We start from the raw sequence: 14,048 nt of genomic DNA, 5'->3' as shown, positions 1-14,048 counted from the left end.
AAAGCGGAAGGCATGAGAAGACAGGGGGCTTCAGCTCCCTCTGTTCTGCATGGTTTTGTCTTGCCTGCCCGCCTGCTCTTTTCTGGTGTCGGATGCGCAGGCTTTTTCCCTTCTGCCTCACGTATCTTCTCTCTTTCCGTTTATTCACTTCCCTTCTTCTCCGTTCACGGTTTAGCCGTTGGGAACAGTCATGTTTATGACATCTGACGACATTTGATGACATCTGATGACACCTTTTTGAAAATCAGCATATTATTTGGAAATACCCCATACCTTTGAAGCGTCAAAGCAATTCATTAACCCCTAAAAGAAAAGGTATGGCACAAGAAAAGATCCCGAACGAAAAGCCCAAACGGACCCGGAAACCGAAGGCCGGAAGTGATGCTCTTCCGGTGGAACAGATTACGGAATTGATGCTGGTTCATAACAAGAACGATCCGAAATTCGGTGTACAGGCTGTCAGTGAAATTGACAAGGACGGAAAAGCGAAGACGGTTCCGGCGGACGAGAAGAATGAAAACTCATTCCTGAAATTCGACAAGAATTCGAGTATTCTCGAAAACTTCATCAAGAATTTTTGGAGCCAGCTCAAGGAACCTACCCATTTCCGCCTGCTCCGCATGACCTACCACGACTACAAGGTGAACAAGCAGGCCATCAGGGATTTGTCGGAGGGAAAGCAGACGGATGCGGTGAAAGAGTTCCTCAAACGCTACGAAATCCGTCCGAGAGAAAACAAGAAGGAACAAAGTGTAAACCAAAAAGAAAAAACAGCTATGGCAGACAAAGAGACACAACCGCAGGAACCCCTGCAACAGAGCGAAGTACAGCAGGCGGCACAGCAACAGCAGCAGCCCCAGGCTCAACAGGCAGCGCAGGAGTCGCAAGGACCGCGTTACCGGTATAATGAGAACATGGTCAACTGGGAGGAGTTGGAAAAGGTCGGAATCTCAAAGGCTTCGCTGGAACAGCAGGGACTCCTTGATTCCATGCTGAAGGGCTACAAGACCAACAAACTGGTGCCCCTGACCATCCATCTTTCCGGTTTGCTGACAGCCAAACTGGATGCAAGGCTCTCACTCATCCCGCAACAGGACGGACAGGTGGGACTGGCCATTCACGGCATACGCAAGGAACCGCAGTTGGAGCGTCCTTATTTCGGGTTTAACTTTAACGAGGAGGACAAGAAGAATCTGCGTGAGACCGGCAACATGGGGCGTGTGGCAGAACTCAACCTGCGCGGCAGTGAATATACCCCCTGTCTGATTTCCATCGACAAGAGCACCAACGAGCTGGTTGCCGTCCGTCAGGAGCACGTTTACATCCCGCAGGAAGTGAGCGGGGTCAAACTTACCGCAGAGGAGATCAGGCTGCTGAAGGAGGGACAGCCTGTCAAAGTGGAGGGTATGACTTCCAAAGCAGGCAAGGAATTCGATGCCACACTCCAGTACAGTGCCGAGCGCAGGGGACTGGAATTCATCTTTCCGAAAAACCAGATTTTCAACGAACGTTCCATCGGAGGCGTGCCTCTCTCGCCCACCCAGATAAAAATGCTCAGCGAAGGACATACCATTCTGGTGGAAGACATGAAGTTCAGGAACAGGAATGACACCTTCTCGTCCTTTGTAACGATAGACAAGGTTACGGGGCGCCCGAACTACACGCGGCACAATCCGGAAACCGGAGAGATTTATATTCCAAAGGAAATCTGCAACGTGCAGCTGACTGCCGAAGACAGGGAAACCCTGCGCAAGGGACAGCCGGTCTATCTGGAAAACATGATCGGGCGCAACGGGGAGGAATTCTCCTCGTTCGTCAAGCTGGATATGAATACCGGCAGGACGATGTATTCACGCACGCCGAACGGATTCAACGAGCAGCAGGCACCGCGTATTCCGGCGGAGGTTTACGGGCACGTGTTCACGGCACAGGAAAAAGCGAACCTCCAGGATGGCAAGACTTTGCTTGTCGAAGGGCTGAAAAACAACGGGCAGACCTTCAGTTCCTACCTGAAAGTCAATCCCTATTCCGGGCAGTTGCAGTATTTTCAGGAAAATCCGGACATCCGCAGGGACACTTCCCGCCGTGCCGCACAGACGGAGACCGCACAGGGACAGCAGCAGGAGCAGAAGAAGGGTGCATCGCAGGCAGTATAGACCTGCCCGGAGAGAAACAGAATCAATCATACAAACCTAAAAAAACGAATCGTATGAATACGGATCAGAATACCCGTCATATTTATAAGACGGAAGATATCGACTGGGACGGTCTGAAGGCCGCAGGTATCAGTAAGAAACAACTGGAAGCGGAAGGCAACATGGAACTGTTGCTGCAAGGAAAGGAAACGGGCATCGTTCCGCTGAAACTCCATATTTCGGTCCTCAGCCTGACAATGGATGCCACGCTGAAGCTGGTACCCGACGGCAACGGCAGACCGGTCATGGAAATAAACGGTCTCCGTCAGAAGGAGGAGGCGGCAGTTTGACCGGGAAACAATAAGTATAACTCACGTTCCGTGCCGTTCCTGACGGTACGGAACATCAAAAGGAAAAAGAATATGATAGCGATAGTGACTGACAAGCCCAATGTGGGCAGAGAGATAGCAAGGGTTTTGGGAGCTGACAGAAAAGAGAACGGATATATGAGCGGAAACGGATACATGGTAACATGGACATACGGCAACATGCTTTCCCTGGCGATGCCGAAAGATACCGGTACGGCATGGGTGGAGCGGGAGAACTTCCCCCTGCTGCCGCCTCCTTTTCTGACGGTACGGCATGTAAAGACGGACACGGGATGGAATCCCGACATCAATGCGGTGCTCCAGTTGAAGGTGATAGCCGGGGTGTTCGATGCGTGTGACACTATTGTTGCGGCAACCGACGCTTCCCGCGAGGGGGAAATGCTGTTCCGGTATCTTTATCGTTTTTTGGGATGCAGGAAACCTTGCCTCCGCCTGTGGATCTCCTCCTTGACGGACGAAGCCATTGCCAAAGGAATGGAAAACCTTCGTCCTTGCAGCCTGTTCGACAACTTGTTTTTGGCGGCAGACAGCCGCAACAAGGCCGACTGGCTTCTTGGAGTCAATTCGAGCTATGCCGTCTGCAAGGCGGTCGGTTTCGGGAACAACTCGCTTGGAAGGGTACAGACCCCTGTATTGGCAGCGATAAGCGGACGGTACAGGGAAAGGGAAAATCACATTCCCGCAGACAGCTGGCCCGTATTCGTCAGCCTCTGCAAGAACGGGAAGATAATAAAGATGCGGCATGTGGAAGATTTCTGCAACCGCCGGGATGCCCTGGAACTTTACGAGGACTGCAAGGCGGCAGGATATGCCCGTATCACGGCGGTCAACAGCCGGACTGAGGAAATCACCGCACCTGCCCTTTATAACCTGACCGGGCTTCAGAAGGATGCGAACCGTTACCATAACCTGACAGCCATACGGGTGCAGGAAATTACCCAAAGCCTGTATGAGAAAAAACTGATCTCCTGCCCGCGCACTTCCAGCCGTCTGCTGCCCGGAGACGTGTATGACATGTTGCCTCCGGTTATGGAAAAGCTGCTGTCCGGCAAGGAATTCCGTCAATATGCCGGTATGATCGACCTTGCTGCAAGGAAAGGCGTAACCGGAAATCAGGACACGGCGGAGCATCATGCCATTGTCATCACCGGCATACAGCCGGGGGAACTGGACAGGGAGGAAAGGCTGGTTTACACCCTTGTTGTCGGCAGGATGCTTGAAACGTTCATGCCGCCCTGCAAGGTGGAATATACGACGGTTGAAGCGGTCTGTGCCGCACGCAAGTTCCGAATCCGTACATACCGTATTCTGGAAGCGGGGTGGCTCGGTATCTTTCAGAGGGAACGGCTTGTCGCGGAAGACAACGACCTCTGTCCCGTACCCCCTGAACTTTTTCGGGAGGAGAAGCTGCCGGTAACGGGATGCAGCCTTATACACAGGAAATCGCTGCCCGCTGCCCCTTATACGGATGAGGAACTGGCGGACTATATGGACAAGACCGGTCTGGGAACCGCATCCACGCGCACGAATATCATCCGTACGCTTCTGGAGCGTAAATATATCCGGTATTCGGGCAAATACATTATCCCGACCCCAAAAGGTCTTCTTTTATATGAAACGGTACGCGGAATGAAAGTGGCTGACGCCTCCCTCACCTCCGGCTGGGAAGCGGAGCTGGCACGGATTGAACAGGGAGAACTCACACAGAAAGAATTTCTGGATGGCGTATTGGAAACGGTAAATGAGGTTACCGGTGAGATTTTCCGGAAACTTTCGGAAGATGGACAGCCGCATGGTTCCATATAGACGGCCGGGCGGAAGGTACGGAACAGAAGAGGTGCAGACTGGGGTCTGTGCCTCGTTTTTATATATGTACAAGATACGTTTTTCCGCTTTTAAGCGGCAAAGGTCTTGGATTGCCTCGTTTTTGCCGCAAGGCGGCCCCTTTCAGGGGCTGGTCGGCTAAAAGAAAATCATCCTCGCTTCGCTGCGGTATTTTCTTTTGCCAAGCCTTGCGCAAAAAGGCAATCCAAGGGCCGGAGGCCTATAAAATCGGGAAAACATATCCCGATGGGATTATTCATTCTTAAAAATTTAAAGACATGAAACTGAAACTCATCGAAAACATCTGCAGGCAAGTGGTCGCACTGGTTCTGCTTACGGGAATATGCCTGCTTTACTGCAAGGGCGTCATTCCCGTGTACCTGTCTGTCCTGTTCCTTATGTCCGGAACACTGGTCCGTCTCGCCTTCAGGACATTCACCTTTGTCTTGAAAACAATCCTTGTCCTGATTGTCATGGGCATGCTTGTATAACCATCAAATGCAGAAGATATGAGAACTTACACATTTACATCCTCGGCTCCGGTCATGCCGGCTGCATGGCCTGCCACAAACCGGACAACACCTGTCAAAAGACAGCCTCCCTGTACGACAGACGGGCCCAGACGTATCGGCTACTATCTGGAACCGTTGAAAGGCATCGCCTCGAATCCGGACAGGCAGAGAATCCTGAAGGATTTTTTCAAGGAAACTTATGTATAACATTTTAAATTTTACCATTATGTTTTTTCAAGCAATCAACCAAATGATTACGGCAGGCACAGACCTGAGTATCAACATCAGACGGGTAAACGACAATCTGACGGTTGCCGTCGTTCCCAGACGGTCGGGAGTAAAGGCCGGCGAACGCATTGTCCCGCTCATCCTGAACGGTACGCCGGAAGAACTGGATGCAGGATTCCTGCAGGCTGTCGGTGCACCCGTACAGAAAGCGCAAGGTATCCTTACCAACCTGGAATCGTTCGAGAAGCAGGCAGAGCAGGCGGTTTCACAAAGCAAAACCTCCAAGCCTACGGTGGAAAAGGAGTCCAAGGAAGCCCGTGAAAAACGGGAAAAGATGGAAAAACTGCTGAAGAAAGCTGAGGATGCCACGGCAGGAAAGCATTATTCCGAAGCATTGACCTGGCTCAGGCAGGCTAAGGTACTGGCACAGCCGGACAAACAGGCGGACATTGACAAAAAAATGGCGGAAGTGCAGAAGAAGGCATCCGAGGGAAGTCTGTTCGACATGGTACAGCCGCCGGTAACTGCTCCACAGCCATCCTTGCAGCAATCGGCTCCACAACCGATGGCAGCCCCGACGCCACAATACCGGAGCGGAGAGCAAGTTCCGATGTTCATGCCCGAACAGCCTGCCCCGGCTCCGCAACCCGTTGCACAGCCGCAAGTCCAGCCCGTACAATATAGGCAACCTGCACCGCAACCGGTTCCTCAGCAGGCTGCTCCACAACCGCAAGACATCCAGTTCCATCAACCGGTACAGGTGCCGCAACCGCAATTGGCGGACAATCGCTGGATGCAACAACCGGCTCCGTCACAGTATGCAACGGTGCAGGAGGCTGCAATGTATAACTTCGACAAGGATTACGAGGATGACCGGGAGCTGCTCAGGGAGGACCCTTATGCGGAATATCCGGACTTTCCGAAGGAATGCCGCATGACGGATATGGCACAAATGGATATGGTATATTGTTAAACCCTATAAAAGAAAAATAATATGGCACTTGAAATCAAAGGATTGCAGAGAGTATTCAAATTCAAGAAGGACTCCGTGGAGCTCGTGTTGGATGATCCGAACAGCGAACTGTCCGTAAACGAGGTGATGGACTTCTATTCCATGACCTACCCTGAACTGACTACGGCAACGGTACATGGTCCTGAGTGGGAGGACGACAAGGCGGTTTACCGCTTCAAGACAACCATCGGAGTAAAAGGGTAAGCGGTATGAACAAGAAAAAAAAGGATAAGGAAACATGCAGACAGCTTTCAGAACAAGCCAAGGATGGACTGGCACGGCTGATTATTCTCTCAGTAAGTTCGTCCCACATCCGAAGGGGAACCTCGGAACGGAAAAGAAGGATACTTCCGCCACCGGGAAGCACAATGCTTTTCTGACCGGTAGAATCACACCCCTTGCACCGGATTATTGGCATCAGGATATGGATAATGATTCTCCGGTCAATCTCACGACTCCGGAAAATTTTGACTATCTCTACCGGTCGGCATCAAGATATGCGGAACTTATGGGCATAAAACTCCCTTTCCGATACAGGAAAGGGGGTTGCCCCCGCCTGAATATTACCGAGTTGTACAGAGTTATGGAAGAGTGTGTACCGGAGTGTATCAATCTGGAAAAGAAGGACGGAAGGCTGCATTTCTGTCTGTTCCGCCATCATGACTGGCCGGAACCTACTTTGTTTTGGATTCCGGTTGATTTTACCGAACGGCTTTCGGCATCATTGAAGAACATTGTCAGAGAGTTCATCCGGCTATTTGTCCGACACCACAGACTGTACGATATTACTGAGACATTTTGTTATGACTTTGCCATAGAAGAACTGGAAGACTGGGGAAACCGGGATTCCGATGCTTCCCCGAAGGAAGTCAGGGCGAACAAACGGCTGGCAGATTCCTATCAGTCTGGAAAACGGATGAAAGCACTCAGACGGATGTCGGGCAAACCGTTCTGCAAGTCTTTGGAGGAGGCTGTGCGGAATTATCGGACAAAAAAGGAAAAAGAGCTGAAGCTGTTGGAACTGATTGAGGACGGCATGGCATTGATTACTCCGGAAAGCCCGGTATTGACAGGCTACCAGTACGATTGGGCTTATGAAGAGGAATGCGATTTTCCCCCGGTGGGAATGGAAAGCCAGGTCATACTGGTCTATTCTGCTGATGATACATTGGCGGAGTGTGTCAAGGGGTATATAAATTCGGATTATCAGGAAACCTATGCCCTTACTCCGGTCACTTACAAGCTACTGACACCGGAAACGGACAGTCTTTTTCAGATGGATGACTATCCGGAAAGGCTTTCCAGATGGTTGGTGTGTTTTACAGGCTATATTGATGACAACTTTTAAAACGAATGACATGAATGAACTGACTAAGAAACTTCAACAGGTGATGGTTCCCAAAGCGGCACTGATTGCTTACGAATACAGTGATGGCCGCTATGGACACGGGACATATTATCTCGAACTGCATCCGATCAACGACAGAGGCCGGATGGAGGCTGCCGTCCCCGTTACGTATGAATTTATGGACTCCCTTGTGGAATACTATACGGATAACCGGCAGGATGTACCGCATGGGAAAATCCCCACCAATATGCTGTGGTGCGATACACGCAAGGGACACGAGAGGTACATCTGGTACAATCCTCCGGGAAAACGGCAGATGTTCTTTTCCGAAAGGCTGAATATTCCGGACGGGACATTCCATGTACCCGGTGTCATTTACAGGGTTTCCGGTGACAGACTGGAAATTTTTGCCTATAAGGGAGAAGCACCGGCAGAAGACAGCCCGCTTTTCCTTGCCCCGTTTTTCAATGTAACGGGAAGCAGTGTCTGCCTGGGAAATGCCTCGTTGACTCCTCCGGAAAACATGACTTTCTCAAAACTCCTTGAGCATTGGGAAAAACGCTTCTGGCTCAGTGAATTTTCCCATTTGGGAGGAAGCAGGAATCCCACCGAAAGCAATCTGGTTTCGGTGACGGAAAAGGCACGGACCAATCCGTTTGACTATAACGAATTGAAACCTATGGACAGACAACTTAAAGACTTATTGATATGAAAAAGATTCATTATACAGACAGATACCTGCTCAATCCCCACCATCCCGTAACCGTTTTCGTAATCGGTGCGGGCGGAACCGGATCGCAGGTGGCCACCAATCTGGCAAGAATAAGTATCGCATTGCAGGCACTCGGACATCCGGGCCTGCACTTGACGGTTTTTGACCCCGATACTGTCACGGAAGCGAACATCGGACGCCAGTTGTTCAGCGAATCCGAGCTCGGACTGAACAAGGCGGTGGCACTTGTAACCCGTATCAACCGCTTTTTCGGCTTTTCATGGGAAGCAAAAGGGCAATGCTATCCGTCAGGAACATCAGATTCCGTTTTGGCGAATATCATCATCACCTGCACGGACACCACCCGTTCACGGACCGGTCTGTGGCGTTTTTTGAAAAAGCATAGGGAACGTTCATACGATGACGAGAAATCACCGATATACTGGATGGATTTCGGCAATGCCCAGACCACCGGACAAGTACTGATAGGTAATGTCAAAAGCAAGATACCGCAGCCCTCCTCCACTGAATACCTGCCTATACCCAAGATGAACGTCATAACGGAGGAAGTTCCTTATTCCACCATCAGGGAGAAGGATTCGGGACCGAGCTGCTCGCTGACGGAGGCATTGCAAAAGCAGGATCTCTTCATCAATTCCATGTTGGCACAAATCGGATGCGACATCCTGTGGCGCATGCTCAGGGAAGGAAGAACGTTCTACCGGGGAGCCTATCTCAATCTTGACACGTTACGGGTAAACCCCATCCCGGTATAGAACACAAACGTCAGTTTCTCCTGATACATAAAAAGATGTATAGGAGAAACTGACGTTTTGGAACACTCCTGCCATGCGGTTTAATATTTCAGCCGTACGGCATTTGCCACTCCCTTTTCCGTCATGACCAGCTCATACCGGTCCAACTTTTCATAAAGTTTGCCCAATGTCTTGCATCCATATCTCCTGACCTTGAATTTGGGCATCATTTTTTTCAATGCACCGCCGATCAGTGAAAGGGAAACCTCTTCTTTGCCGTCAGCCGCCTGCTCAAAAGCCTTGTCGAAATACTCCATATCCCTTCGGATAAAGAATTCGGGAGTGTTCTCCTCTGCCTTGCTTTCCTTCCGGTCGGCATACAGGAATACGGAACAGGACCGTACCAATGACACCGGGGTCTTTCCTTCCCCATATCCCAGCACTTTCACCCCGGCTTCCCGTATCCGTTGGGCAAGCAGGCTGTAATCACCGTCACTGGCCACCAGGCAGAAACAGTCCGCCTGCCCGTCCCGAAGAATATCCATCGCATCTATGACCAGTGCAATGTCCGTCGTGTTCTTTCCGGGAACATGGGAGGAAGCTTGTACAAGCCTGAATCCATGCTCCCTGGCACTTTCCTTCCATGCGGAAAGCGCTTTCCTCGTCCAGTCTCCATAAATTCGTCTCACAACGGCATCCCCGTAACGGGAAACAAAGCCCATTATATCTTCCATCCTCTCAAAGGATGCGTTATCCCCGTCAATAAGGACTGCAACGGTATATCTTGAATTGGCATTTGTCTTCATAACAACTGTTTATGAAACAAAGTTAGCATAACTTTCCCATGTTGGTATTCCCGCCCTTATCTTTTTTCCCACGTTTCTGTAAAAACTCCTGTATTTCCGAGCTTCTGTAGAAGTTTTTCCCGTTATCGTCCGTCTGGTAATAACGGATCAGCCCTTTTTCCCTGTAACGGGCGACTGTCCGCAATGACACGTTTAGCAGTTTGGCAATGTCATAGTTGTCCAAAAGCTCGTCTCCGTTCAGGCAGTCCTTCACGCGTCCCATCCTGTCCAGTTTCTTTTCTATACGGTCAAAACCTTCCACTATGGTCATTATCATTTTTTCAAGCACTTCATTGTCTATATACATCATGGCAATTTTCTCCTGTCTTTTTAAAGGTTATTACTGGAATACCCTTTTCTTGTGCGCACTTTCAAGAGTATATGCCATGTTCAGTGAAAAATGTATGCCACATTATCCGTTTATATTGGACGGGGAATTATATAATGCTGCAAATCAATAAAATACAGATATAAAAATAGTATAGGGGAAATTGAAATGTAAAAATTCGAGGTGTAAAATTGTAAAATCCGAATGTAAACTTTACAATTTACAGGTCGTCAGACCTTCTCCAGATCAGGACTGATAGATGGCGTTTCCATACCAGGCGTTTTACTTTTGCCGGCGAAGGCATCTGAAAGGTACGGGCAAGAAATACAGCACCTTCCACTTTGGCACCGGCTCTTTCCAGATTATGGGCGTATTCCATCAGGCTGGATCCGCTGGTCAGCAAATCATCGACAATCACCACGCGCTTTCCGTACAGATCGTTTGACATCATATAGTTGGCGGTATTTATTTCAGAGCGTTTTTCTGAGGCGTGTTTACACTCCCTGCTTTCCGTAATGCATATTAAATCCAGTCCTGAACGGACATAGCCATGCGTTTCCAGAAAACTGGCAATACCTGAGAAACGTCTGTAATAGCGGTCTGATGTGCTGCACGGCATAAACATGGCAGTAATATCCTCATCAGTGGAAAGAAGCAGGAATGCTTGTGAAAAATATTCCGTACAGCTGTCTTTTCCATCCTTGAAATCATATACTTTTTGCACGAATGCCAACTGGTCATCACAAAGCCAGCTTTCAAAGCGTTTGGGAAAATAATAGCCGGCAAACACGCAGCGAATGCTCCCGAATGAGAACAATCGCAACGGACGGACTTTATCAAACAGCTCAGGACAAGTCAGCGCATATAACAGCGGTGCATGAGGATTTCCTGCTATGATGGCTTGACGTAGCGGTTTCTCCCTGTCTTCCCGCTCATCGTAGGCTGCTGCATATTGGCATAGCACCTTGCCGCACTTTTTTCTCCAGTATTGTCCGTATATCCAGAGAACGATAGCCGCTAGTAATAATGTTGCATTGATTATCAGTTCCATATTTCCTGTTTTTTTATTTTCGGACAGATTGTCCGGGATAAAAATACTGTTTTTCCGGTAAAGAAACAGACTTTTAGCCATTCTTTTACTTTGCTTCCCCAAACAGAGCGGTCTATGACATCTGATGACATCTGATGCCGTTTGATGACATCCTTTTGCCCACGACTTTTACTTCCCGTATTTTCGTGCCGGACAAAAAAAGCAGAGTTTATGGAGTTTGTATGTATCGAAGCTAAGGCATTCATGGAAATGAATGAGGCTTTGGAAGCCGTTGAAAAGAAAATGCGTGAAACATGCGGAGGAGGCATCTGTAGTATGGATGACTGGATTGATAACCAGGAAGCGTGTATGCTTATGAATGTCTCGCCCCGAAAGCTGTTGCAACTTCGGAGAAGCAGGATTATCCCTTACAGCCATATAGACCGCAAGGTATATTACAGGCGTCAGGATATTATACGTTATTTGGAAAACAGTATTCACCATGTAACCCCCGAATCCTTATGACTCAATTCATACTGACTAAAGAAAGCCCTGAGATTATACGTTTTTTTCGGAACATAAGCACCCTGTCCAAAATGCTGGATGATCAGGAGAAAAACCTTCGTCCGGTTCTGAACGGAGAGCGTTACATTACCGACAGCGAGTTGGCGGAGAAATTGAAGCTGACACGAAGGACGCTGGCTGATTACAGAATGAACGGCAGGCTGCCCTATTACAAAATAGGAGGCAAACTTTTATATAAGGAAAAGGACATTCTTGTTCTGTTGGAAAAAAACAGGGTGGAAACATTTGATCATTGGTAATACCCGTTTCCAAGTATCACGACATAAACATAAGAAAGTCATGGAAACGATAAAAAGAGAGGGGTTCATGGCTTTCTTATTACAGAACCGGCAGATTATACGTTTTTTTATTTTGGAATCATATATCGGTCAGCATTTCTATTTCTTACATGTAAAGGTAGCCTTTTGCTTCTGATGCGCAAGGCGGTCCTTCGGACTGGTTGGCTGAAAAAATCATCCTCGCTTCGCTGCGGTATTTTTTCGCCAAGCCTTGCACTATCAGAGCAAAAGACAAATGTCTGACATGTAAGAGATAGAAATACCGGCTTTGCCAAAGCCGGAAATGTTTAATCACAAAATAAGGAAATTATGATTCAGACAACAAACAAGTATAGCAAAGAAACTTTCATCCGCCTGAACTACTGGTATGATCGGATACACGGACTTGTACAGGAAGATATAGATAAAGTGAATACCATGGTGGAACACATCGAAAAGACACACTCCGACCGGTATCCACGAACAGGAGACAACCTGTTCTTTGTTTCCGGTTATGGTGAGCGTTCCCGGCTGTTCTTTATAGATGCCGTATATGGAGATAACATTATACTCCGGGATTTTTCCCGTGTTCCATTCGTGTCCCGTGACAAAGAGGGTATCAAATGCGATATGCATGGCGGTGAGTGTCTGTTGGTAAAGGCAGGCGATGTAAGGTTCAAGGCATGGACTACCGGCCGTTTCAAGCATTGGGGGCATTACGGGGCATGTGAAAACGGGGAGGTTTACTACGATGCGAAAATAGCCCTGTGGGAGTGTGGCGCACCTGAACAGCCGGAAAGCCGGGAATGGTTCAAAATCCATATCCGCAAAAACACCCGGCCGGGCGAGGATATGTACGTCGGAGAAATATCCTGTAAGGATGAGGATGGACTCAAACAGTTTGTCAACGACCATGAAGGTACCATATTCGCTGAAGAGGATTCTCAGGAAATGGTCATGCTGTGTTTCAGGCATTCCGACATGAGGATTTCCCCGGAAGAATGGGAAAAGATGGATTGTCCGGTATCCATGCGTGAGATATACGGACAGATGCAGGAAGTAAAGATTGTAAAAGACCATAAAACGCATCTGACCACATTCTACTATTAACATAGTATCACCACATGAAAAATCACCCTTGTTTCCTCCTGCCACATATGACAGGAAAGAAACAAGGGTATATCATCAGGCAGTCTTTTCAATACATCTATTAGATATGGAGCAGATTGTTCTTCCCGCACAAATATTCATTCAGATCCTTATATCCGGAATATTCATGCGAAAAATCGCATATACGGATTCCGTATTTCTCCTTTAATGCCTGCACCGCATTTTTCCCGGCGGCATCATTATCCAGACAGCAACGGATGCCGTCATATTGTGAAAGGAAAGAAAAAGCTTTCTGTAAGTTACTGACAGAATTCAACACTATATAATCCCCCTCTTCCAAAGATGGAAAAGCCGGTCTGAAAGACAGAAAATCCATAAACCCCTCAAAAATATAGCAAATCCTGCTTTCCGGCGTGCTAATGATGCGACTAATGTCCTTGGGAGCAATACAAGCCTTGAAATACCTGTTCCTGATTTCGTACCCTCCGGAAATATTAGGAAAAGCGATGGCAAAATAATTCTTCCCATTCCGTTTAAAATGGGCTTCCCTGCATATTTTTCGGGCAGTTTCCAGATCGATGCACCGTTCCTTCAGATAAGTAAGCAGTATCCGGTTGGCAAGAGGAATGATTTTCAGATCTTGAAAAGCGGGATATGCCTTTTCAAACGGACAGGAAACAGTAACCGGTTTCAGTACGGCTCTTTTATCCTCAATACACTGTAGTACATAACCTATATCTTGTGTCCGATAAATCTCCTTGGCCAACGTTATAATGTCCCCTCCCTTCCCCAGACCGAAATCATACCACAGTTCCTTATGGAGGTCAACCTTGAAAGAGGCCTCCTTTTCCGTCCTGAAGGGCGATTTGTACCATACGCTGTTCCCACGCTGTATTACCGGCTTGTATCCGAATCCGGCTAAAAAATCAACAAGCCTGATGTTCTTTGCTTCTTGTATGTTCATGGCATCTCATTTTC

Annotated in this window: 18 protein-coding genes; 14 read left to right on the top strand and 4 right to left on the bottom strand. The window is 48.4% G+C overall.

The window, feature by feature from the left end; translation table 11 throughout:
- Window positions 1-12 precede the first annotated feature (12 nt).
- The 11 genes from EYA81_RS19250 to EYA81_RS13020 all read left to right on the top strand — a co-directional run bounded on the left by EYA81_RS19250 (window position 13) and on the right by EYA81_RS13020 (window position 8,936).
- Window positions 13-207, top strand: coding sequence for a hypothetical protein (locus EYA81_RS19250; protein ID WP_005858555.1), 195 nt, complete (start codon window positions 13-15; stop codon window positions 205-207).
- Window positions 208-317: 110 nt separating this feature from the next.
- Window positions 318-2,156, top strand: a complete 1,839-nt coding sequence (locus EYA81_RS13065) for a DUF3945 domain-containing protein (protein WP_008778022.1) — start codon at window positions 318-320, stop codon at window positions 2,154-2,156.
- Window positions 2,157-2,209: 53 nt separating this feature from the next.
- Entirely contained in the window at window positions 2,210-2,485 is a 276-nt protein-coding gene (locus tag EYA81_RS13060) for a DUF4099 domain-containing protein (RefSeq protein WP_004288697.1), read from the top strand.
- Between the two features lie 72 nt (window positions 2,486-2,557).
- Complete coding sequence (locus tag EYA81_RS13055; RefSeq protein WP_005858550.1) at window positions 2,558-4,330, top strand: DNA topoisomerase; 1,773 nt, start codon at window positions 2,558-2,560, stop codon at window positions 4,328-4,330.
- 296 nt (window positions 4,331-4,626) lie between these two features.
- Window positions 4,627-4,839, top strand: coding sequence for a hypothetical protein (locus tag EYA81_RS13050; RefSeq protein ID WP_005858548.1), 213 nt, complete (start codon window positions 4,627-4,629; stop codon window positions 4,837-4,839).
- Window positions 4,840-4,857: 18 nt separating this feature from the next.
- Window positions 4,858-5,067 carry a hypothetical protein gene (locus EYA81_RS13045; protein ID WP_005858546.1) on the top strand — a complete coding sequence of 70 codons (210 nt, stop codon included), beginning with the start codon at window positions 4,858-4,860 and terminating at the stop codon, window positions 5,065-5,067.
- A 19-nt stretch (window positions 5,068-5,086) separates the two neighbouring features.
- Window positions 5,087-6,061, top strand: coding sequence for a PRTRC system protein E (locus tag EYA81_RS13040; protein ID WP_036631737.1), 975 nt, complete (start codon window positions 5,087-5,089; stop codon window positions 6,059-6,061).
- Between the two features lie 21 nt (window positions 6,062-6,082).
- The gene (locus EYA81_RS13035; protein ID WP_005858542.1) at window positions 6,083-6,304 is read left to right on the top strand and encodes a PRTRC system protein C; all 222 of its coding nucleotides are present in this window, start codon (window positions 6,083-6,085) and stop codon (window positions 6,302-6,304) included.
- 34 nt (window positions 6,305-6,338) lie between these two features.
- Window positions 6,339-7,448: a hypothetical protein gene (locus EYA81_RS13030; RefSeq protein WP_036631711.1), complete on the top strand. Its 1,110-nt coding sequence runs from the start codon at window positions 6,339-6,341 to the stop codon at window positions 7,446-7,448.
- 10 nt (window positions 7,449-7,458) lie between these two features.
- Complete coding sequence (locus EYA81_RS13025) at window positions 7,459-8,160, top strand: prokaryotic E2 ligase family D protein (RefSeq protein WP_036631708.1); 702 nt, start codon at window positions 7,459-7,461, stop codon at window positions 8,158-8,160.
- Window positions 8,157-8,936, top strand: a complete 780-nt coding sequence (locus tag EYA81_RS13020) for a PRTRC system ThiF family protein (RefSeq protein WP_036631707.1) — start codon at window positions 8,157-8,159, stop codon at window positions 8,934-8,936. The genes EYA81_RS13025 and EYA81_RS13020 overlap by 4 nt, the downstream gene beginning before the upstream one ends.
- A gap of 80 nt (window positions 8,937-9,016) precedes the next feature.
- On the opposite strand, the gene EYA81_RS13015 is transcribed toward EYA81_RS13020, so the two are convergent.
- The 3 genes from EYA81_RS13015 to EYA81_RS13005 all read right to left on the bottom strand — a co-directional run bounded on the left by EYA81_RS13015 (window position 9,017) and on the right by EYA81_RS13005 (window position 11,139).
- Window positions 9,017-9,721 (bottom strand): NYN domain-containing protein, encoded by a 705-nt coding sequence (locus EYA81_RS13015; protein ID WP_036631704.1) that lies wholly within the window; start codon window positions 9,719-9,721, stop codon window positions 9,017-9,019.
- Between the two features lie 22 nt (window positions 9,722-9,743).
- Window positions 9,744-10,070: a helix-turn-helix domain-containing protein gene (locus tag EYA81_RS13010; RefSeq protein WP_004288686.1), complete on the bottom strand. Its 327-nt coding sequence runs from the start codon at window positions 10,068-10,070 to the stop codon at window positions 9,744-9,746.
- 238 nt (window positions 10,071-10,308) lie between these two features.
- Complete coding sequence (locus EYA81_RS13005; RefSeq protein ID WP_173022629.1) at window positions 10,309-11,139, bottom strand: phosphoribosyltransferase; 831 nt, start codon at window positions 11,137-11,139, stop codon at window positions 10,309-10,311.
- A gap of 210 nt (window positions 11,140-11,349) precedes the next feature.
- Between EYA81_RS13005 and EYA81_RS13000 the strand changes: the two genes are divergently transcribed.
- The 3 genes from EYA81_RS13000 (at window position 11,350) to EYA81_RS12985 (ending at window position 13,070) form a co-directional block, all read left to right on the top strand.
- Window positions 11,350-11,643: a helix-turn-helix domain-containing protein gene (locus tag EYA81_RS13000; RefSeq protein ID WP_004288683.1), complete on the top strand. Its 294-nt coding sequence runs from the start codon at window positions 11,350-11,352 to the stop codon at window positions 11,641-11,643.
- A complete protein-coding gene (locus EYA81_RS12995; protein WP_036631699.1) occupies window positions 11,640-11,942 on the top strand; it encodes a helix-turn-helix domain-containing protein in 303 nt (100 codons plus the stop codon). Before EYA81_RS13000 ends, EYA81_RS12995 begins: the two co-directional genes overlap by 4 nt.
- A gap of 348 nt (window positions 11,943-12,290) precedes the next feature.
- Window positions 12,291-13,070: a DUF4121 family protein gene (locus EYA81_RS12985; RefSeq protein ID WP_036631696.1), complete on the top strand. Its 780-nt coding sequence runs from the start codon at window positions 12,291-12,293 to the stop codon at window positions 13,068-13,070.
- 100 nt (window positions 13,071-13,170) lie between these two features.
- Here the strand turns inward: EYA81_RS12985 and EYA81_RS12980 are convergent, their stop codons facing one another.
- Complete coding sequence (locus tag EYA81_RS12980) at window positions 13,171-14,034, bottom strand: toprim domain-containing protein (RefSeq protein ID WP_036631694.1); 864 nt, start codon at window positions 14,032-14,034, stop codon at window positions 13,171-13,173.
- Window positions 14,035-14,048: the final 14 nt, after the last annotated feature.

The organism is Bacteroides sp. A1C1, assembly GCF_004328515.1.
Taxonomy (GTDB): domain Bacteria; phylum Bacteroidota; class Bacteroidia; order Bacteroidales; family Bacteroidaceae; genus Bacteroides; species Bacteroides uniformis.
This window is presented reverse-complemented; position numbering and strand designations above follow the sequence as displayed.